Annotated in this window: 18 protein-coding genes and 2 pseudogenes; 1 reads left to right on the forward strand and 19 read right to left on the reverse strand. The window is 61.7% G+C overall.

Annotation, left to right across the window (positions count from 1 at the left end; translation table 11 throughout):
* Window positions 1–159 precede the first annotated feature (159 nt).
* The 19 genes and pseudogenes from RBB31_RS16515 to RBB31_RS16605 form a co-directional block, all read right to left on the reverse strand.
* Entirely contained in the window at window positions 160–1,089 is a 930-nt protein-coding gene (locus RBB31_RS16515) for a DUF2493 domain-containing protein (protein ID WP_274594649.1), read from the reverse strand.
* A gap of 713 nt (window positions 1,090–1,802) precedes the next feature.
* Window positions 1,803–2,513 (reverse strand): Fis family transcriptional regulator, encoded by a 711-nt coding sequence (locus tag RBB31_RS16520; protein ID WP_274594650.1) that lies wholly within the window; start codon window positions 2,511–2,513, stop codon window positions 1,803–1,805.
* Window positions 2,510–5,617: an N-6 DNA methylase gene (locus tag RBB31_RS16525; protein ID WP_274594651.1), complete on the reverse strand. Its 3,108-nt coding sequence runs from the start codon at window positions 5,615–5,617 to the stop codon at window positions 2,510–2,512. The genes RBB31_RS16520 and RBB31_RS16525 overlap by 4 nt, the downstream gene beginning before the upstream one ends.
* Before the next feature lie 100 nt (window positions 5,618–5,717).
* Window positions 5,718–6,041, reverse strand: a complete 324-nt coding sequence (locus RBB31_RS16530; RefSeq protein ID WP_306130380.1) for a hypothetical protein — start codon at window positions 6,039–6,041, stop codon at window positions 5,718–5,720.
* A 487-nt stretch (window positions 6,042–6,528) separates the two neighbouring features.
* Window positions 6,529–7,257: a DUF736 family protein gene (locus RBB31_RS16535; protein WP_274594653.1), complete on the reverse strand. Its 729-nt coding sequence runs from the start codon at window positions 7,255–7,257 to the stop codon at window positions 6,529–6,531.
* 124 nt (window positions 7,258–7,381) lie between these two features.
* Window positions 7,382–7,687: a hypothetical protein gene (locus tag RBB31_RS16540; protein WP_274594654.1), complete on the reverse strand. Its 306-nt coding sequence runs from the start codon at window positions 7,685–7,687 to the stop codon at window positions 7,382–7,384.
* Window positions 7,688–7,787: 100 nt separating this feature from the next.
* The gene (locus tag RBB31_RS16545; protein WP_274594655.1) at window positions 7,788–8,249 is read right to left on the reverse strand and encodes a hypothetical protein; all 462 of its coding nucleotides are present in this window, start codon (window positions 8,247–8,249) and stop codon (window positions 7,788–7,790) included.
* Window position 8,250: 1 nt separating this feature from the next.
* On the reverse strand, window positions 8,251–8,637 hold the full coding sequence (locus RBB31_RS16550; RefSeq protein ID WP_274594656.1) for a DUF6878 family protein: 387 nt from the start codon (window positions 8,635–8,637) through the stop codon (window positions 8,251–8,253).
* A 126-nt stretch (window positions 8,638–8,763) separates the two neighbouring features.
* Window positions 8,764–13,026, reverse strand: coding sequence for a strawberry notch-like NTP hydrolase domain-containing protein (locus RBB31_RS16555; RefSeq protein WP_274594657.1), 4,263 nt, complete (start codon window positions 13,024–13,026; stop codon window positions 8,764–8,766).
* A gap of 101 nt (window positions 13,027–13,127) precedes the next feature.
* On the reverse strand, window positions 13,128–13,280 hold the full coding sequence (locus RBB31_RS16560) for a StaA (protein WP_274594658.1): 153 nt from the start codon (window positions 13,278–13,280) through the stop codon (window positions 13,128–13,130).
* Window positions 13,270–13,527: a hypothetical protein gene (locus RBB31_RS16565; RefSeq protein ID WP_306130381.1), complete on the reverse strand. Its 258-nt coding sequence runs from the start codon at window positions 13,525–13,527 to the stop codon at window positions 13,270–13,272. Before RBB31_RS16565 ends, RBB31_RS16560 begins: the two co-directional genes overlap by 11 nt.
* Window positions 13,528–14,046: a type II toxin-antitoxin system YhaV family toxin gene (locus tag RBB31_RS16570; RefSeq protein ID WP_274594660.1), complete on the reverse strand. Its 519-nt coding sequence runs from the start codon at window positions 14,044–14,046 to the stop codon at window positions 13,528–13,530. It abuts the gene before it with no gap.
* Entirely contained in the window at window positions 14,043–14,369 is a 327-nt protein-coding gene (locus RBB31_RS16575) for a type II toxin-antitoxin system PrlF family antitoxin (protein WP_036562940.1), read from the reverse strand. The genes RBB31_RS16570 and RBB31_RS16575 overlap by 4 nt, the downstream gene beginning before the upstream one ends.
* 125 nt (window positions 14,370–14,494) lie before the next feature.
* On the reverse strand, window positions 14,495–15,148 hold the full coding sequence (locus RBB31_RS16580) for a hypothetical protein (protein ID WP_274594661.1): 654 nt from the start codon (window positions 15,146–15,148) through the stop codon (window positions 14,495–14,497).
* Window positions 15,148–15,741: a regulator gene (locus RBB31_RS16585; RefSeq protein WP_274594662.1), complete on the reverse strand. Its 594-nt coding sequence runs from the start codon at window positions 15,739–15,741 to the stop codon at window positions 15,148–15,150. Before RBB31_RS16585 ends, RBB31_RS16580 begins: the two co-directional genes overlap by 1 nt.
* Window positions 15,742–15,813: 72 nt before the next feature.
* On the reverse strand, window positions 15,814–17,796 hold the full coding sequence (locus RBB31_RS16590; RefSeq protein WP_274594663.1) for a ParB/RepB/Spo0J family partition protein: 1,983 nt from the start codon (window positions 17,794–17,796) through the stop codon (window positions 15,814–15,816).
* A gap of 154 nt (window positions 17,797–17,950) precedes the next feature.
* Window positions 17,951–18,340, reverse strand: coding sequence for a DUF3768 domain-containing protein (locus tag RBB31_RS16595; protein WP_274594664.1), 390 nt, complete (start codon window positions 18,338–18,340; stop codon window positions 17,951–17,953).
* A 69-nt stretch (window positions 18,341–18,409) separates the two neighbouring features.
* Complete coding sequence (locus RBB31_RS16600) at window positions 18,410–19,348, reverse strand: ArdC family protein (RefSeq protein ID WP_274594665.1); 939 nt, start codon at window positions 19,346–19,348, stop codon at window positions 18,410–18,412.
* Window positions 19,349–19,387: 39 nt separating this feature from the next.
* Window positions 19,388–19,872, reverse strand: a pseudogene (locus tag RBB31_RS16605) (hypothetical protein).
* Between the two features lie 303 nt (window positions 19,873–20,175).
* Here RBB31_RS16605 and RBB31_RS16610 point away from each other — a divergent pair.
* Window positions 20,176–21,262: pseudogene (locus tag RBB31_RS16610) on the forward strand (Fic family protein).
* Window positions 21,263–21,341 lie beyond the last annotated feature (79 nt).

Raw genomic sequence — 21,341 nt, forward strand, 5'->3', positions numbered from 1 at the left:
GCACCATCACCAGCCCGAACCGATGCGGATGGGCCGAACTCTGACGGGCTGGGTAGAGGGATGACGGTGCTGGACGCCGTGAGCTGCCGATCAAGTGTGACCGATCGCACGCGCCATGAGACATGACGAAAGGGCCGCGCCAAGCGCGACCCCCTCTCTTCAATCTTGCGCAGTCTTCTTCGCCGGGTCAGCAACCCGCATGACCGTCAGGCCTTTCGCTTCCGCCTTCTGCCCTAGGTTGAGCGCGACCCCGTTGCCGCCGAAGAGTACAACCCCCGTCGCCGCGAACTTGTCGTCCAGCATCTCATCGTTGCACTTGAACGGTGCCGCCCGCCCGTGTGCGGACCAGCGCGGATCGAAGCGCGCCTGCGCGACCCCGCGGGCGCGGGCCCACCGAGCCGCAATCATCTCCGCGCCGTGCTTGCCACCCTTGTGGCAGAGGAAGATCTCCTGGTTGCGGTTTTGCTTGATCCGTTCGCGAACCTTGTCGAGCGTGTTGAAGATCACATCGACATCGGTCCAGTCGGTGGCGCCTGAGACGATCAGGGGGACCCCCTCGACTTTCGACTTCTCGGCGGTTTCGCGGTCGTGCTGCTCCAGGAGCTGCCGTGCCTCGAAGACCGCCCCGGTCTCTTGCGCCCGGACGCTTGCGCGCGACCCGGCGGCCGGGATGAAGGCGTGACCGGTCTCGATCTCGTAGCATTCCGCTGCCGCCTCGCTCATCACCTCGATTGCGCCGACGATCTCGCGCAGCTGCAGAAAGCGCGCCTGCGCCTCCTCAATCGCGGTCTCGGCGATCTCCGACCCGTCGTGGGATTTTGCCAGCGCGCCGATCTTGTCGGCGGTGCGGTCAATCTCCTTGCCAAGTGCCACCTTGCGCCGCTGGAGGATCGTGGCGAGCCCATGGGCCAGCGGTTCGATTTCCGCTTCAAGCCCGGTCCCGCGCAACTGCCCGAGCAAAGCCTCGAAGCTCTCGCGGATGATGTGGTCGGTCAGGATGTGATCTTCCGGGATCGGCAGCTGCGCGTCCTTCTCGGTCAGCCCGAAAAGTTCGATGGTCTCGTAGGTGTTCGCATTGTCGTAAGCCATGTCTGGTCTCCAGTGTTCGGTTCCAAGGCCACCACGTGAGTGTGGGGGCATGGCCGAATGCCTGGTTTCCGAATCTGCCTGGGTCAGGGACGGCGCAGCCGCCGGCTTGCCGGGCGCAAAAGTTTTCTGCGCGCAGCACCCGACACATGCACGCGCTCACGCACGGGACCGCCCCGCCCCACACGCCCCGCCCTCGCCGAAAAGTTTTGCGATCCTTGACGCGGGCTGATTTGGGGGCCATCCGGAGGATATGCTTCCGCACTCATGTGTGTGTTTAGACGGTAGGTTTGCCCGACCCGAGCAGGCAAACGGCCCGACCGGACGCGGGAGACGGATGCAGCGGCGGGATCGTTTTGCCCCGCAAAACAGACCAGAGCGCAATCCGGCGGAGCGGCCGGGGAGGGACGTGCTCGCGAGGCGGGCAAACCGGGATGCCGGGTGCGACGCCGCGGTGAGGCCGCATGGCCGAATGCGCGACGGACCGAAGGGCCGTTCTCCCCTGCGACACGCGAAGCCGAGCAGGGGAGGCCGCAAGGCATAAGCCAAGGTTGATGTGCAGGCGACTACGCTGACGACTATAGGCATTGCTTGTCCGGGCATTCGACTTAAAGGGCGGCAAGCGGAAATTTGCGGCGGATTCAACCAACGACAGCTCTGCCGCCGAAGTCGCAACCATGCCAAGCCACTGGGAATGGGAGGGTGTTGACTTGAACCTAGCTCGCCTTCTTCTGCTTGGATGTGCTGACCGGATAACCAAATGACAGAAAGAAGTGCGAAACGCGGATGGTACCATATTTCGGCGCAAGCGCGGGATCCCGCTCATGTTCGGTGTCGAAATCCGCCGTGCCAAAAATCTGCGATGGCCGCGTGATCGACCCGCCGCTTGCTGTCGGCTTTAGTCTCAGGTCAGCAGCTAGCCCGGCATCATCAAGCGCTTGCCGGATGGGCGGCACGACCTCCGACTCGGGATCGAGAAGCACCCCCACCATTGCCGCGACTGCCTGGTCGCGGCTATAAATTCCAGTAACGAAACGGCCGAGGCCCCTGTTTCGGAGATAGTGGTCGCGATGTTTCTTTTGACGTCCAAGGCGTTTGAACTCGAACACAAGCTTGATTTCCCGGGTCTCATCGTTCCAGCCGTAGACAATATCGGTGCGGCGCTCTTCGATCCAATCGCCAGTCGCTGGATCGATCTCACCAATAACATTCTCGGCTGCCCACATGCCTAGCAGTCCTCGCTCGCGCGCAACGTAGTTCTCGACATAGACCTTGAGCTTCTTGGTTAGCTTGTCCTCCTTGGTCTTCGGATTGAAGTCCGGGAGTTCGCGGACGGTCAAGTCTGCCCAGCCTTGCAGCAAGGCGTCGACCGCCGCCGTAGCGGGCTGAAGCGGAAATGCTGTGAGCCATTCATCCGTTGCAGTCACGCATTCACCGTCTGCTTACCTTGCTCTGCACGGACCTGAACATCGCGTACAATCCGCTCAGCATCTCGCATCGCCTGCCGGACTGTCCAACTGCGCCGCGTCAACGGTCGAACTAAGTAAAGCGCCCCATCCACCCAGAGCAGAGCGTCGGGTACGAGCGTGAGGAAGTCACCTGATGGCAGCGCACGGAGACCCGCGCTGCGCAACTGAGATAGGGTTTCCAAAACCAGTTCGTCACTCACCTCGGTGTCGATCTCGGCGCTTCTGTCTTCGTCGTTGGAGAAAAGCACACGGACAATTCCCGACGGCCCTGCGCGAGAGGGATCACTGGCCGCAACTTCTACCCGGAAACTGCCACGTCCGCCCATGCGATTACGCCAGCCAGTCAATGACTGGGCGAGCGCCTTCGCGTAGATGTCGAAATCCTCCGCCTTCACGAGATGCTGTGCCGGCGTGTCGAGGCTCTTGAAGCTGCGAGGACGGATCGAGGGCATCAGGAGATTGACGGTCTCGCGCACGAGTGTCCGCTCGTCTTGGCTTAGCCCAAAATAGGCAAAAATCGCATCGTCCAACTCGCTGTAGAGAGCCGTATATCGTGGCGCTTGCTCGAGTTCGTCCAAGCGGGAAATCTCGTCGAGATGGGCCGATACCCGTTCGACCACCCCCTTCGCCTCCTCAGGATCGGGCGCAATTGAGGGCTCGAAGAATGGGAAGGTCTCGACGTCTGCGAGGTGGACGCCGTTGCGCTCGCACAGCATCTTCCAGCCTCGCATCATCAAAAAGTAGCGAGCCAGGGATGACCGCAGAAAGACTGCGGCGAACTTGAGCAGCGCCGCATCGGCCTTGGGGCCTGAAATCACGCCGACACTATGGGTGAAAGATGCCGGCCGGTCATAGTAGACCGCCCGAATGTTATGCTCCTCTCGCGAAAAGCCGTCGGGGAACAATACACGTGGTCCATCGAAGACCGCCATGATGGCCTCGTTGAGACCGACCACTGTGGTTTGTTCGGCCGGCCAGCGCGTGAGCAGGGCCTTGTGAAGTACGGGCGAGCCGGCGCTGAGCGCGGCGACAGGCACAAACCGACGTTGCTTGAGCGGTTCAGCGCTCATCGCGTCGCGACTCTTGTCGTTGAGATGGATGCCTTTGCGATATACCCAGCGGCGTGAGGCCTTCGGCCCTCGCCAAAAGTCAGCAAAAGTCCCGCGCATGGTGAGACGGGTCCAGATCGCCAGATCGCTCGCATCGCCCCACATCATTGTGACTAGCAATTGCGGGTCATCCGCTACCGATCGTGTCTGGAGCTTGTGCCGATCGGCAGACTGCATGGTGAGACGGCCGAGTGCGAGACTTAGGTCAGCCTTGGGCACTAGGTATTCGAAGGTCTCGTCGAACGGCACAAGGTTTCCTGCGTCGGCGGATCGGCCTTCCCCAAGAAATACGTGGCAGGTGTTCTCTGCCGTGGGGAACAGCAACCCCTGCAGGTCGCCGAAATTGATCAGTCGGGTAGGCCGGTAGGTATCGAGCAAGGTCTTGACGAAATCCTCGCTGGATGCACCGAGCAACTGGCCAATCGGCAGGATAAGACAAATGCGACCGTTATCGGCGAGGAAATCGGCGGCTCTTAATGCATAAGCACCGGCAATTTGCCGACGGACAAAGGGAACGCCTGCCTGTTCGGCCCAGTCGTCAGCAGAGGTTCGGCTGGTACCCTCCGGCTCAGCCCAAGGAGGGTTGGAGATAATCAGCGAAAAGCGCTTTCCGCCGAACGCGTGAGATTCACGGAAGAAGTCGCCCTGCTCAGCTCCGTGGGCGAGGTTGCTATCCTTGAGCGGCGGCAACTTGGTTCCGTCGCGTTCCTGAGCTTCGAGGATGTCGGCCGGGTCGAGCCCTTCGAGCAGCGACAAATACAGGCTGAACGCGGTGACGCGGCAAGCCATAAAATTGATGTCGCTGCCGAAGATACGTCCTTTGAGAAGGTCGCCCCGTTCTGCAAAGCCGAGTTGTCGGCCCAGGCGCGCCTCCTGAAGCGCCAGCAAACGTCGATACGCGGTGGTAAGAAGAATTCCCGATCCGCAAGCCCCATCAAAAATGATCTCGTTGAGAGGATCTTGCGAGGCCAGAAAGGCCTGGTCGACCGCCAGCATCGCGAGATTTCGCGGGGTGTAATAGGCACCTTCCTTGGCCTGTTCTTCCGGGGTCAGAAATTTCTCGTAAAGCCCGGACAAAAGCTCGACTGGAATGTAGCTAAAATCATAGTTCCAGAAGTCTCCCTGGCCCGTGTGCATGTCGGTGCGACGGAGAAACTGGTTGAGCAGTGCGAAGCCATTGGTGGTCAAGGCATACCACGGATCGTGACGATCATCCCCGAGGAAGTCGCCGTTGAAATCCAATCGCAGTTTGTCGATGAGCGACCGCAGCCCTGGACGATCTGCATCGGCAACAAGTTTATGCAGCTGACCGACACCGCGGCGGCTTCGATATGTCTCACCGACGATCTCACGATGCTCGAGATAGGAGATGAAGAGCACCTGCCCCATCAGAAGCTCGGCCAAATGGCGCCGAGTCCGCTCGCTCGCAATGTCTCCGAGACCATCTTCAGTAAGCTTAGCGACGGCGTTCGTGACGTTGTGAAGAAGCTTGCGGTCGACACGTGCCTTTACGTCGAACCATTTCGGAACGCGCCGCGACAGATTGGCCGTCGCGACGTCGAGCGCGGAAAACGGGCCGTCCGGCCGGGCATCGGCAAGGTGGAGGCGTTCACCGGCTTTCTTGAGCTTGCGTGCGGGCAGGGCGAGCGCCTTGTCGCCCACGACTTCAATCACGATCGTGGCTAGGTTCTGGTTCCAAATTTTCATGCGAGCTTCGTCGAGCGCCGCGCTCGACAACGGTGCGTCGTCGTCGCTGACGAAGACGACGGTCGGCACACCTTCCACTTCGAACACGGCCCGCGCGCGAATGGCCCCCTCGGGCTTGAGCAATGTCTTGATCTCGAGCGCATAGGGATGCGCGTCGGGGATAGCTTCGCCCCGCCGGTGCAGCACCGCTGGCTCGGCAGAATAGCCGAGTCTGTCGAGCCATTTTTCGAAAGCGTCCGGACTCACCTCGCACCTCTCGAACAAATCAAGCACAAGAACATAACAGGAACATGTCCACTTGGAAAGCGAGGCGAAGAGCCATTGACCGGAAGAAGGCTGGAATACCTCATGCCGACCGCCGGTGGTGCTTTGTCGAAGGCGCGAAGTTGGCCCGGCCTTCTTGAGTCCCGCGGGTTGCCGGAAGGTTGAAGAGGTCCATCTGGGCGTGATTTAAGTCCGGCAGAGCGAAACCGTCGCGCAATATGGCTAGGTGACGATCGAGTTCCATCAAGAGGACTTCCCCACCGAGGATTTTCTCGTTCGCTTCCACAAACGTCCAACTGCCGTCGGAACCCAATCCCAGCCTTTGCCCCCACAGACTGATGAATGAACGATTTCGCAGCTCCTCGCGCAAGGTGGCGAAAGACGTCTTGTGGGTCTGCAGTTCCATGCTGAACTGGTCGCGCAAGATGACTGCGATGCGAAGCACGAGAATGGTCTGCCAGCTGAACTTCGCTGGCGATCCTTTGCCCTTGGGTCGCACATCGACTGAAACCAGGGCGCGCCGACTGGTCCACTCGCGGAGCTTCTCCGTCGAGAGTCCCGTCAGTTGGCAGGCAACTGGTGTAGCTACAAGGCGCAAAGGCAACTTTCCCGAGATCGGGTACCGCACCCGACCTTGTCAATACAACGGGTATCATACCCGTTCTCAGCGGTAAATGCCTTACTGGCTGGCCGTCCTAGTCCAAAAAAATCAGCACGTCCGCTTTCAGGATCAACAATCATATGCTCAAATGGCGGCAATGGGGCACGCGTAGAACTCCTGCCTGAAGACCCTCGAATGGTCGCTTCGGGCCGAGCCACGCCAACACAGTAAAAGGGGAACCGTGATCCCACGGCTCCCCTCCGGATTCAGTTAGTCTAACCGCGTGGGCTGATCACGCGACCAGCGACAGCCCCGCGCCCGCGTCCTGCGGTTGCTCACCGCTGTCGATGAACGGGATAATCGAGAAGGTCTGACCGCCGCGCTGCTCTTCGTTCTGCACGGCGTTCACGCGCAGGTCGCCATCGGGCGTGTTGATCAGCAGCGACAGGTAGTCGTTGCCGGTCCGGCTGCTCTTCGCCATCCAGGCCGAGCCGACGCGGATCGGTGTGCCCCGCGGCGAGCTGACCTCGATCCGGTAGTCGGGGTGGGTCTCCTCGGACTTGTAGCTGTTCTCGATCAGCATGAACTCCAGATCGAACATCATGTTGGCGATGTAACCGGTGAAGGCGTTGTCGGCATCCATGGCGGTGAGTTCGCCCGAGATCGAACCGGATTTCATCAGGCCGTTCGAGACCAGCGGGATGATCTCAAACTCGCCGCTTTGGGCGGCGCGCGCCTCTTTCGTCTGCACCGCGTTGACCCGGAAAGGGCCAAGGCCGACATCGAGCTGCATCGAGATGTAAGGGTTGCCGCTGGTATTGCCGGTCTCGTTCCAGGCCGTGCCGATGCGCACCTTACGACCCGACTTGTTGACCGCGGTCACGTCGAAATCCGGGCTGCGCTTGGACATCTTCGGGCGGTTTTCAAGCTGGATGGCGATATCGAAACGTGTCGAATGGATCATGCCGGTGTACTGGGCGGCTGCGGTCTCGACGTTGCGAGTGAGGGTTCCTGCGAACATGGGATGGTTCCTTTTGGATTAGCCGGTGCCTGACGTCCTTGACAGCACAACCGGGATTGCTTTTTCGACCCCTCCTGGGATCACAAACCAGAAAGCTCGCTTTCCTTTCTTCCCAACCTCCAGTTCAGCGCTGGCGTCTGAGAGTCTGTGCCACCTCATCGCCGGGTACGACGCCCCTCCCCTGCCCGTCTGGTCTTTGTTGGCTGTCCTGGCTCTTCTCGTCGCCACACTCCGGTCCAGAGACAAAAAACTCTGCTTCCTCTCCGTTCAACCGCTGCCCGCTCCGGTCTGTCAGACCGATGCAGCTGCCGTTCAGCACATAGGTGATGAGGTACTGACCGAGCCTGTCCTTGTGAACAACGTAGCCGGTATTGGCCCAATGCACGGTCTGGCCGGCATCGACGGCTGCCTTGATGTCTTCGAGTGTCATGCGAACCTCCTTACGAAGAATGGTGGGGAAACGACGCAAGAAGCCCGGTCGTCCAACCGGGCTTCAATGCAGCATTTGTTTGGCCAACGGCCGAGAGCTGTCAGGCACCTTGCGTGGCTTGCATCGCGTGCGCCGCAATCCAATCCTTCAGGCCAAGAACCGTTCTGCCGGCGGCGACCTCGGAGGCCCAGGCAACCCTTGGGTCGCCGCAGGGCTCATTGCCGACATGCCGGTCGATATGACCATTGGCCATCCATGGCTCAGGCTGGATCCGACGCAGCCAGTCCGCCATGCTCGGGATACGGCCTTGGCAGTCTTCGCGGATATGCTGCTCGCCGATCCAGCGCACGGGGATGTCCCGACCCGCGCTATTGGTCAGGGTCAAGCCGAAGACACGCTCCGCTTCGAACAGGCCTTGAGCATGATGACGCAAGGCGCGGTGCGTGAAGAGCGCGAGGTGCTCTTTCGAGGCGTCGAACCAATCGTGGACGGCCTGATAGTCAGACGGCACCCCGCCGAATTTCCGGGCAGAGCTTTCAGCATGATGAAGCGGATGGGCCATCTCAAAGACCCTCAACATAGCTGTGCGCGCATTCGACATAGCGGTCCGCGTGATCGAGGGTGATACTGTCGGCTGCAATGTCCCAGGTCAGCGTGCCATAGCCGCCCTCGTTGTTCTCGAACCCCGGGTGATGGTGATAAGCCAGCGACCAGGCGAAATCGCCAACCTCTGTGGCAAGCGCCTCCGGCAGTTGGACCTCCGAAGGCTGCACCGTCACATCCTCGACATTGCCGGAGTCGCCATAGCCTTCATATTCAGCAGTGACCTCGCTGATGCCAAGCGCGCGCAATTGCGCGATCAGCTCCGCTCGGGATGCCTTCAAGGTGGTTTCGCGCCCTACGCGCCACTGAGCCGCCATTGCGGCATAGTCGATCTGGGGATTGGTCATGGGTCTGTCCTCTTGTCTGAATTTGGGGCGCGCGCAGGCGTGCCATTGGCCTGCCCGCGCGCCCGGAAAGCGCAGATCGGCCAAATCCCGATCCACGCCGCCCGACCGGAAGCTCGCTTTGACTTTTCAGGCGGCTTGGTCTGCCGTGATGGCAGGCCTCTGCCCCACGATCCGGGCCAGAATGCTTCCCGTGTCGATCCCGTCCCCATGCGGCAGGAACACCCGTAGCTGGAAAGCGATGATCTCGGTGAAGCAGCCGAGGGCCTTGAGACCCTCAATCATGCCCCGATCCGCACCAGAGAGCTCGAGGCGCATCTCGCCTGCGACCCGGCGACGGGTCAGCGTCAGACCCCGGCCCAGATCGACCGGCGCGGTGGTGCCGAGGGCGGCAGTCAGCATCTCTTGCGGCGTTTGCGGGTTGGAGACAAGGAAGCGGGCGCGGAGCGCGGCCGCCCCTTCTTCGCTCAACGTGCGCCCGATCATCGCGGTCGCCCCGTCGGGCGTGACCCGGTAGATGCGCTCATTGGTGGCCGGAATGTCCTTCCAGATCGGCAACAGCAGCCCGGTCAGCAGGTAGAGCTTGGTCGTGGTGGTTTTCGGCAGGGACGCAGCCTCGGCATCCCAAAGCCGTGAGAACTCGGGCCTGCCGATCTCTTCCCAGGCCGAGGCCTCAAATCGCACCTCCTCCAGATAGCTGGAACCGTTTGGCCGCACCGCCTTGCGCATCAGCGTCACGACATCCTCGTCATATATCTGCATGGGGCGCGCCGAGATGAGCGCCGCCCGACCGGAGGCGCGATTGACCATCGGCAGCTTATCCGGATTGCGCGACATGGCCTCTTCGGCGTCCAGCACATGCACCGGGTCGGTGACCTCAAGCCCGATGATCCGCGTCACCGCGCCGGATTTCGGGCAGGTCCAGAGATCCTCGATGGAAACCTGCTCGATCTTTTCGCCACGAAGGGTTTCCACGCCGAGGTCGAGCGTGCCTGCCGCGCGCGCCCGTTCAGTCTGATCGGCGATCCGGCCCATGAACTCGGCAAAGAGCGCGTTCTGCATGTGGATGGGAAGCGCCAGCACCCGGTTGAGAAACCGCTGGATCGGCGGGAGCTCCTCAAGCAGCACCCCGTCCTTGTCGATCAGCCGCAGGGCTGTCCAGTCGGTGAAACTCTCGTAGCTCATCGCCGCGGCGCGCCCGGCGGCAAGATCGGCGAAATACCCGCGCAGTGCGGCCCGCGCGATCGGGCTTTCGAGATTGTCCTCCTCGCGGAACATCCCCTGCGAGCCGGTTTCGCGCTGGCCCTTGGTCAAGGCCCCAAGCTGGTCGAGGCGTTTGGCGATCGTCGAGGTGAAGCGTTTCTCGCCGTGCACATCGGAGGTACAGACCCGGAAGAAGGGCGCGGTGACCTGGGCCGAGCGATGCGTGCGGCCGAGCCCCTGGATGGCCGCATCGGCCCGCCAACCCGGCTCCAGCAGATAGTGCCGGCGCCGTTTCTGGTTCTTGGCCGTCTGCGCCGCGTGATAGGAACGCCCGGTGCCGCCCGCATCCGAGAAGATCAGGATATCCTTCTCGCCGTCCATGAAGGCCTGGGTTTCGGAGGAATTGCTGCTGGCGCTGCGTTTCTCGATGAAGAGATGGTCGTCCTCGGCCTTAAGGGGCCGGATGGACCGCCCCGTGACTTCCGCCACGGCCTCGTCGCCAAAGGCCCAGAGGATCTGGTCGAGCGCCGAGGGGATCGGGGCCAGCGTCATCAATTCCGTCATGGCCGCATCTCGTAGGGCGAGCGCCTCGCGCGAGACAACGAGCGCGCCGGTCTCATCGCGCAAGGGTTCCGCGACCATGTTGCCGTCGATTTCCACGAGCTTTTGCGCGTGGATAGGAAAGGCCTGCTCAAGATAGCCCACTACGAAATCGCGCGGCGTCAAGGCCCCCTCGACGAGCTCGTCGTCAGGGTCCATCGTCTCAAGCCGGCGTTTCAGCAGGCTCTCACCCGTCGAGACCACCTGGATGACGCAAGCGTTGCCCGCCGCCAGATCATCCTTGATCGCGCGGATGATGGTCGGGGCTTTCATGCCCATCAGGAGATGGTTGAAGAAGCGCTGCTTGGTGCTTTCAAACCGGGACTTGGCCGAGGCGCGTGCGGCCGAGGCATTGGTCTCCCCCGAGGCATCGTTGACACCGGTCGCGGTCAGTGCAGCTTCGAGATTGTGGTGGATCGTCCGAAACGCGCCCGCATAGGCGTCGTAGATCTCGATCTGGGCCGGGGTCAGCGCGTGTTCGAGCACGTCATACTCCACGCCATCGAAGCTGAGCGCGCGGGCGGTGTAAAGCCCGAGCGTCTTGAGATCACGGGCAACCACCTCCATGGCGGCGACACCGCCGGCTTCCATCGCCGACACGAAACTCTCGCGGCTCGGGAAGGGGTATTCGGGGCCCTGCCCCCAGAGACCGAGACGCGCGGCATAGGCAAGGTTGTGGACGCTCGTGGCGCCCGTGGCCGAGATGTAGAAGACGCGGGCACGCGGTGCGGCCAGTTGCAGCCGCAGGCCCGCAAGGCCCTGCTGGGAGGGTTTGACCCCCCTGCCCTGCTCGGACCCTGCCGCGTTCTGCATGGCATGGGCCTCGTCAAAGGCCAGAACGCCGTCGAAATCTTCACCCATCCAGTCGAGGATCTGGCTCAGCCGCGTGGTGCCACATTTGCCAGCGGACCGCAGCGTGGCGTAGGTCACAAAAAGAATACCGTCGCTCATCGGGATGGGCTGGTCCGGTTTCCATTTGGAGAACGGCTGGATGTCGGCGGGCGAGCCGCCAAGATCGGTCCAGTCGCGGATTGCGTCCTCGATAAGCGTGGCGGATTTGGAAACCCAGATCGCCTTCCTGCGCCCAGCCAGCCAGTTCACGAGAATGAGCCCGGCGCATTCGCGCCCCTTGCCGCAGCCGGTGCCGTCGCCGAGGAAATACCCGAGGCGATAGGCACGTGCGTCTGTATCATCATCGGCGCGCGTCAGCTTGGCCTGGTCGTCATCGATAGTGAACCGACCGGGCAGGTCGCGTCCGTGGGCATCATGCGCCATGATGATGGTTTCGAGCTGCGCCTCGGAGAGATGCCCATCCTCGATCAGCCTGGCGGGCAGGCGCAATTCCGCACTGGCCGCGCCAGAGGGCACGGGCGGCGCAACAGAGGCCATGGCGATGCTTTCGACGAGCGGCGTGGGATGTTCCTGCGCGCCTGCGATCTCAATCCGCTGCGGACGGTAGCGCGCATAGATGTCCGAGACGGGCCTGTTGTCGCGCGGGGTCTGAAAGCTTGTGAAGCTGAGCGGACGGACGGCATTGGGCCGTGGATTGGAGGCGGCGAGAGGCGCAGCGGCGGTCTTGCGCGGGGCAGAAGAGTGAACGGTCGGCCGCGCGTGCGGCATCGACGCCACCCTTTGGGCGGGGCGCGCCTCGGGCCGGGTTGCGGCCACTGCGTCGACATATGCCAAGGCTCCATCCAGATCCCGGACCGTGGCGCGGATCATCTCGTTGTCGTCCTGCACCTTGTCGAAGACCATCAGCTGGGTTTCGACAGAGGTGCCAAGCTTGCGGTAGACCTGCCTTGGCATCGTCAGCGCCAATCGCGGCGTCAGGAGACCGCAGGCGCGGGACCAATGCGCAGCATCGCGTTCGGGCGTGAGCCCCTGCGGCATGATCGCCACCATCCGCCCACCGGGTGCCAGGCGCTTGGCAGCCGCGATGAGATGCTTGGCAGCGATGTGCTTGTCTCGGGAGCGATCGACCGAGGAGGCAAAGGGCGGGTTCATCACCACGACGTCGGGCAGGACCAGCGTCTGCAGCAGATCATCGATATGCTCCCCGTCATGGCCTGTCACCTCGCCACCGAAGACAGCGCGCAATAGGCTCTGGCGAAAGGGGTCGATTTCATTGAGCACAAGCGTGGCACCGGCCCGGGTAGCGAAAGCTGCCAGGGCACCGGTGCCGGCGGATGGTTCGAGCACAGTCTCGCCCTTGCGGATGGCTGCCGCCCGCACGGCCAAGGCGGAAAATGGCAGTGGCGTGGAGAACTGCTGCAACCGGATTTGCTGTTCCGACCGGCGGGTTTCCGTCGGGAGACGTGACGCAAGGAGTTTTGCGGCAGAGTAATCATCCTCACTTTTGTCGCCACGTAGCAGCGCCTGCACAGCCGCCGCCTGCATCAGGTCATAGGCCTTCCGCCAGTCCCAGGCGCCCCCAGCATCACTGCCATGAAACGTCTCGCGCATAATGCGCGCGAGCGCTGAGCTGCGCAGGGGCTGGTTGTCGATTTCCGCGCCGATCTGCGCGAGGGCAGAGGCGAGGTTAGCGTCGGAGATTGAGAGAGCCGTGTTTGCCGGTTTGGGCCTGGACATGGGGATTTTCCTTTGGATCAGGGTCTGTGTTCCAAAGGACAAAAAGCCCGCTTTCGCTTTTAGGGTGGCGTGGTCAGACCGCGCTGACCTTCAAGGCCTGGTCAGGACTTGGGTTCGACCTGCCGCTTCGCATCAATTAATGCCTGTGCGGCCTGCATCACCTGAACCTGAGATGTTCCCGTGCGTGCATCCTCCAGCGCGGCCTGTACCTGCGCGCAAAACCACGCGTCATACGCGTTCGCATCAGCGGCCACGGAAATGCTCCTCGAGACCCCAGTCCAGAAGCTTGCCGAGGTCATCGGGCATGTCTGCAACGCGCACAGCAATTGGGAAACGGTGCCCCGTCAGGTCAGGCGCGCATTGCTCCTCTTGACCGAGGTGCTGCCCATCCTTTTCCGTTTCGTCCATTGTGCTTTCTCCGACCGGATTATCAGTCGATGCTACATCTTCCAGCGTCGCGTCGTAAACGATAATGCCATAGGTCACAGCCAGCTGGCCCACTTACCGACCAGGCGCCGCTTCAAGGGACGTCTCGAACCGCTTGTCCGCCGCCGCAGCTTCTTCCAGGAGTGCGTCAAAATTGTCAGGTGGATTGCCATCTTCCAGCATCCCTTTGAATGTCGCATAGGCATCTGTCTTGCTGCCGTAGGCGCGCAGGGTCTTGTCGTCGTTCACCCATGCCAGCACGATGACTTTCGCGTCGCTGTTGAACCGGTAGAACAACCGATACTGCTGGAAGAATTTCGCCCGGAACCAGTGCTTGCGGTGATCCCCGAGCGTGCTGCCTTGCCGGTAGGCGGCGGCACTCGGATCTGCCGGTATGGCCTCGGTGACCAGCTTGAAGATGGCGGCCAGCCGTTTCGTCGGGTTTTTCTTGCGCCAGGTCTTTGGATCGCGTGCCTTACGCGCCTCGACTTCCTCGATCAGCCCTTCGAGTTGGTCCAGAAAGAGCGGATGCGCATAAATCGACCATCCGTTTACGACAAGGGGCGCCCCTGCGGGCACGCTATCGCCGGTCATTCATCCTCGAGCGATAGCGGCGCATCGAGATCGACGTCAACGTCTCCGACCAGTGCTGCAAGACGGTCATGCAGAGCCCCATCGAAGGCCCGAATGCGGTCCGGATGCGCCTTGATATCGGCCTCGACAAAATCAAGGAACGCGCCGAGCGCGGGATCATCCTCGTCGCTGCGCACGGGCTCGATATAGACCCTGCCACTCGGCTCGGTGCAGTAGCGAATCTGGTCGCCCTTGCCCAGCTTGAGCTGTTTGCGCACACCCGCCGGCACGGTCGTCTGATAGCGATCCGTGAGTTTCGAGACATCTTGTGCGAGCGCTGTCATGACAGTCTCCTGAAAGAAAAGGGGCTTTGCTACCCGTGATAGGTAATGCATTTGCATTGTCTTGTCAAGACAAGCCGCAGGATCTGCTGTCGCCGGGCAGGTCGATGAGCTGTCCGGCGCAGCACCTATTCTCGCCCCGCGAGATACTCCGCCAGCACCGGGCTGGCAGCACCTTTCGCGGAGCTGAGCAGCTCAGAACCCGCAAGCGTGGCCTTCGAGAGGCGTACGAGCCCGCCGGTTTCCTCGATCCGGTAGCAGCGGCGTTTTTGCCGCCCCCGCTTGTAGTGGGTCGCGGTGACGATCTGGCATGTACTGCCATCGGTGAGCGTCACAGGGGTCGCGAGCCTGATCTTGTCGCCTTCGTCGTAGTCCGGGATCGCGGCCCAATCCCGGCAGCGCTGTCGCCAGGCGTGCGCATAGCTGCCTTCGTCTTTCAGGTCAGAGAGAAGCTCGATCAGCCCAAGGGGCGCGCGCGACTCGTTCGGGCCAGCGCTTTCCTCCATGTCCTTGTAGCCCCAGCAGCCGTCATCGTATCGGGTAAGGAAGACAGCCCCGAAAGTGATAGAGCCATCCGCATCGGTGACATAGGTCGCGTCCTCGACAGGGGTGCCGTCGAGATTGGTTACTTTTGCCGCCGCATACCAGGTGGAGCCGACCCTACAGGCTTTGACCAGTTCGGTTTTGCACGTGTCGCCATGAGAGGTGCAGAGCCGGGCGATTTCCGCCTTTTCGTCCGCGTAGGTCTTCACGCGACAGTCGGTGTAGAAGAGCCAGCCCATCACGCCGCCCTCCGGTCATCGAGCTCCATAAGCATATCGAGCGGCACGCGGTACGGCTGCATCGCATCGAAATGCTCGCAATTGCCGCAGTTCTGCACGATCGCGAAGGTATCGCAGGCATCCTTGAGGATGACCCGGAATGTACCGCCGAGGCCCGAGGGCACCTCGTAGGTTCCGCCGATGAGATAGTCCGAGGCCCGGCGCACGAAGACGCGGATGCTGTGGCCATCGGTGGCGAGCCGGATGGCCCCCTGCCCCCGGTCGATGAGCACCTGCACGTCATCAAAAATGTCGGTGTAGAACTGGCCGGTCAGATCGCGAAACGCCATGCGGCGCTTCGCCATCCAGTCTGTGTCGCGAAACGGGTTCATGCCATCGGCGAAGGCGAAGGAGGGATCGGCCTGCTCGGTCGTGACGATGCGGGTGGTCGTTCCATCAATACCGTTCGAGCGCAGATGCACGCCGTTGCCGACGATGAGGATCAGGGCCGGCCTGTCCACGGGCCCGTTCCAGTTGGGCAGGAAGGTTTTGCAAGCGCGCGCATGGGCGATCTGCGCCGCAACGGCTGAGGCAGAGAACTTGAGAATAGCCATGGGGATGTCTTTCCGTTGGGTATGAGAAGATAGACCCGCGCGGGGAATGCCTCGCGCGGGTCGTATGATGGCTCAGGCCGCTTGCGCGACCCCGCTATCAGGCTCGTGGGTTTCCGCGATGGGCTCTGCATCATCGCAGGCGACACCGGCGGTCTGCATCATCGGCGGGCACCAGGCGGCCACAGCAGCGCGCTGCGCGTCGGTGAGGGTGGCGAAGGGTTCGGCGAAGAGCTTGTCGCAGAAGGCCACAATCTCCTTCTTGCTTGACGAGGCCAACGTTACCGCCTCTTGAGCGAGGCCCAGATCCTCGCCGAGGATTTTCAGGAGCCAGGCCTTCTTGAAGCGGTTGAAGAGGGCCGCGTTCGGCGTCCAGTGGGCGCGGATGTCGGGCATGATCTCGATCTCGAAGTCATGCATCAGGCTCTCGCGCCGCGGGTCCCGCGCGAAGCAGGACTGCGTCGTGCTGGCGGTCGCATAGGCGACGAGCTTGGCCTTCTCGCCTGCCTCCAGCGCGCGGAACGCCGCGAACTGATCGGCAGGGGACCGGGTGTCATCGAGCCAGGAGAGGTCCAGCGCATCATGCGCCGCCGCCACATGCTCAAGCGAGGTCACGTCGATCTCGTCCATCTTGGCGTGGCTGCGGTATTCCTTGCGGGCCTCGATCTTGATCGCCTGCGTGACACTCATGCCGCTGGCCAGAACATCACTCACCAGCTTGAAGAGCGTCAGATCGAGCGTGGCCTCGGGATGCAGCGCCATCGCGGCCCCGAGCGCCATGGCCCGCTCGGTCTTGAGGTCTTCAGCCAGCGAGGCTGGGTAGCTGATTTCACCAGCGTCGGGGGCCTCCTCTCCGGTGGTGTTGGTCGAGGAACTGGGCGCGCCCTCTTCTTTCACGATGTCCTCCGGGCGGACGAGGCCCACATGGAGCGTGATCTGCCCGTTCGACCAAGACGCAATCACGCCTGCACGGGCGAGGTCCTCGGCGCTGTAGGCCTCCTGCAGATCGCGGGCTTCCTCTTCCAGAGCGTCCACCCGGTCGTAGAGCGCATTATAAGCGTCGTCTTCGAGCCCCTCATCCTCCATCTCGAGCTGCAGTTTCTCAAGCTCGGCGGTGATCTCGTCGATGCGCTTCTGGGCCGCCTCATCTGGCTCGATCGGGCCGGGATAGACGCGGCCATAGTCGGCCATGGTCGCGTAATCATAGCGCACCAAAGCATCAGCCCAAGCAAAGCCCAGCCTCATACGGGCCTCTTCGGCGGCGGCCCCAAGCTTCTCGAGCAGGATGGTCTCGACCAGCGCGGCGTCTTCCAGCACGGAATGCTCTTCCAGCAGATCGGCCGCAACCGCGCCGCCGCGGGCCTCATAGTCTTCACGCACAAAAGCCCCGATATCGTCACTTACCTGCACGCCGCGAGTCTTGAGCGCCTGTCGGACGGTATAGGCTTGCAGATAGCCGCCGTCTTTCGTGAGCGCCTCGAAGACCTCGCGTTGCGCCTCCTGACTAGGGTGCTCGGCAAAGGCTTTCATCGTGTCGAGCGTGATCGTCTTGGCCCGGGCCGCGGCGCGGATATCGGGGTGGATCAGACCGTAGCGCAACCGGCCTTTCACGGCCGCCACCGTGGTGCCGAATGTCTTGGCGATCGTCTCGGGCGTCTGGCCATCGATCTCCATCATCCGGGCGAAGGCCTCGAACTCGTCGATGGCGTTCATCGGCGCCTGGGTGATGTTCTCGGCGAGCGACAGCGCCGTGGTCACGTCACAGTCCTCCGGCACAAGGCGGCAGTCTACCTTGGTCTTCGCGGTGAACCCCTTGGCGGCATTGTCTGCGACCAGCTCGCTCAGCGCGGCATGGCGACGGCCACCGGCGAGCACGGCATATTTCCCGTCGAGCTTCTGGACGAGGAGCGGCTGGAGCAGGCCCAGCACAGCGATGCTGGCTTTCAGATGTGCGATGTTCTCGGGATCATAGGTTTCTGGCGAGTTGCTGCGCACATTGGCGGGGTGAGCTGTCAGATCGCCGATAGCGACAGAGACGGGTTTGAAACTTGCGGTCATGGGATGTCCTTTTCGATGGGTATGGTGCGGCCCGCGCTCGTGCGTGACCAATCCCCGGCTTCGGAGATCAAAACGACAGCAGGCCCGCTTTGCCTTTTGAGAGGCAGCGGGCCTTCATCGTCTGGGCTGTCAGTGGGAGGGGTCCCCTGCCCTTCTACCAGTCGCGCGCCAGCATGATGGTCAGCACGCGCATGGTGGTCGCGGGATTGTCCGGGGCCTCGGCACCGTAGCGGAAGTCGGAATCGGCCTCGTACAAATCCAGTTTCCAGAACACGGTCTCGCCGCGGATCTCGACCGCCCCGAAATCATGCCAGCCTTCGGGATCATTCTCGGGCTCGAACGTGGCAAACTCACCGGTGGCCTTGACCGCCTCGGCCATGAAGCCATCACCGGCCTCCATAAGCGAGCGGGTGACATGCATGCGACCCTGTATGGGCTGCGCAGGCCGCACCCCGAGGCAAGCGAGCTTGCGAAACGCGTCGTTTTGCGCCGCGATTACACTCGGATCAGGGCAGTCTGTCTGGGGTTGTGCGGTGATGGTCATCGGACATTCCTTTGAGAAGTTGAAACACCCTTCCCAAAGCCCGCTTTAACTTTTGCGGTCCCACACCGCTCAAGCGGCTTGGGCGCCCACCCCTGCCCTACCCGCGTCCGACCGTGCGATCAGGTAATCACAGGCGCGCTGCGCATCGGCGGCGTGCTTGAAGATCGCGTTCTTGTCAGAGCGCAGAACCCGTAGCCAGTTGTAGAGATACGCCGCGTTCATCTCGAGCGTATGCGCTGTGAAGCCGAGCGTCTGGCCAAGGAGCACCGAGGTCAGCTCGGCGACGATCTCTTCGCGGGCATAGGCCGTGTTGCCGAAGCGCGAGAGGCCGTAATCGCGGTTCAGCCGGTGCCGTGCCTTGGTGGCATGGGCCAGCTCATGCGCCCAGACCCCGTAGAAATTCCGCGGGTTCTCGAATCGCGCAATCGACGGCATGAATACCTTGTCCACGGGCGGCAGGTAATAGGCTTCCGTGCCGGTGAAGACCGTCGTTATGTCGATGGCGTCGAAAAACGCCTGCATATGCGGGATGGGCTCGGACGGCGGATGTTCAGGCGCTGGCACGGGGTCGGGATAGAAGCTCTCGGGCAAGCCCTCGATCTGACAAGCATTGAACACGCGGTAGGATTTCTGGAAGCGGAAGATGCGGGCCTCCTCGGAGCGAGCATTGTCCTCGCTGTGGTCATCCTCGCCGTCGGCATCTTTCCGGCTTTGACCGTAGTAGACAACGACAGAGGACTTCTCGCCCTTGCGGATCTTTGCGTCCAAGGCATTGGCCTGCGGCAGCGTCATCCAGAAGGGTGAGCTGTGGCCCGCCATCACGGTGCGCATGGTCAGCAGGAAGTTGTTCACGCCCTGATATGGTTCGCCACACACGCGCAGGGGACGAGAGCTGCCACCAGCGGTCCAGGGCTTGCGCCACGGCAGGACGCCGCGCTCGATGATGCGGATGATTTCGTTTGTGATGACCTCGGAGGCATCGAATTTGGGCGTGCGGGATCGTGCCATGGTTGGCGTCCTTTCTTGTGTTGGTGAGAAGATTGGGGGTCAGGTTGACTGACGGGGCCGCGGATCATTGGCGATCTTCGCGCCAAGCTCTTCGACTATGTCGATGTAGGTGGTCAGCGAGACGCACTTGCCGGCACCCGAATGCTCAGGGTCGAGCGATCCGTCCCGCGTCACCCGCGGCAGGGTCGCGAAAGCGATGACATCGGTGACGGTAAGAATATCGATGAACGGGGTTCCTCGTGCGACCGCGAGGGCTGCCAAGGAAAAGCGCTCGATCGGCGCGAAGGTCGACACGGTGGTCGAACCGAGATGGAGGAACGAGCCGCCCTCTCCGCAGATCACATGGGCATTCGGCAGCGTTGCAGCCTGCCTGAATATCCGAGATCGCGGAGAACGGCTTTCCGCTCGAGCTTCCGTGCCAGCTCCGTCTCGCCTGTTCGGCGCAGCTCTCTATGCCGCCACCACGAGGCGGCGGTCGTGCGCAACACGCGCAAGACACCTGTTTGCATGGGAATGCCCTTCATACGGAAAAACAGACCGGAACCCGGCCCGGACCCATTTGAGGGACCCCAAAGGCCCTCATCCGTCAGTCACAAAACCTGAAGAACACTTTCTCTTTTCGCGCGTACGGACCTTATTCTTCTCAAAAACCAATGTGTCCTCACCAAACGGCTCAATACCGCGCGGTCTCTAGAAACCCTTGATTTGGAACAGCAAATTCAGATCGGCAGGCAACATCGGCAATACATATCGGCAAAACCTTGCCTTGGAACAGGAAATATGTATATTTTTCCATTGCTTAGAAAATAAACAGATCAGCAAAAAAGCTGGAAACACCCGCCAGAATCGAACGCTGCCTCTTCGAGGAGCATATTCCAACAGAATTGGCCGACCTTTCTGTCGACATCCGGAGGGAAGCCACCGGGCTGAGACAAGGGCTGCTCCCTGACCGCGCAGCCGAGCTAGCCGATCTCGTCTACGTAATGAACTGCTACTACTCCAACCTGATCGAAGGATACAACACGCGCCCCCGCGACATTGAAAGGTCGCTGGCCGGCGGTGAGCTTGAGGAAGAAACACGCCCTCTCGCCCTTGAGGCCCGGGCGCACGTCATCGTTCAATGGGCCATCGATAAGATGCATCGCAAGGGCACCCTGCACCGCCCCACATCTGTCGAATTCCTGACTTGGGTCCATAAGAGCTTCTACGACGAGATGCCTGACGAGTTTCGGATCATCGAACACTCCGACGACCCACAAGAGACCATCATTCCGGGACGCATGCGCCAGGATGACGATCGAGAAGTAGCGGTCGGGCGCCACCTACCTCCTCCATCGTCGCGCGTTGAGGCGCGGTCTTCGAGCGGAAGGATCATCGCGATCGCGTCTGCACATCACCGGCTGAACTACGTCCACCCTTTCCCGGATGGTAACGGCCGTGTCAGCAGACTAATGTCTCGTGCCATGGCCCTCACAGCCGGGATCGGCGGTCAAGGGCTCTGGTCCGTATTGCGTCGGCTGGCCCGCGGGCTGACCGATCGGGGTGAGTACAAACGGTTGATGGATCTCGCGGATAGTCCCCGACGAGGAGACCGGGACGGGCGCGGAAATCTCTCAGAGGCGGCATTGAAAACGTTCAGCGAATGGTTCCTGAAAGTGACGCTCGACCAAATCACGTTCTCAGCAAGACTGTTCGATCTCGGCGGTTCTTCGGCATGGTGCACTGGAACGAGGCGACGCGCAGATTGTGCTGAAGACGTCCGAGCGTACTGCTCGCAACACGCTGAACAAACTGACCGCTGCCGGATACCTGACTTCCGTCTCGCCGAAGAGGCCAGTTCGGTTGGCGTTTCAGTTGGATTATCGAGAGCGGCTCTTTCCAAACCTTTTTGGTGATGGTGACCTCACACAATAACTCTAGGGATTTAGGGTGTAATGCCTGACCACAGATTTCTTCCATGGCCTGGGAGATTTCTATCAAGGCTCGCTCGTGT

Origin of the sequence: Roseovarius sp. MMSF_3350 (genome assembly GCF_030733425.1) — a bacterium.
In the GTDB taxonomy this organism is placed as follows: domain Bacteria; phylum Pseudomonadota; class Alphaproteobacteria; order Rhodobacterales; family Rhodobacteraceae; genus Roseovarius.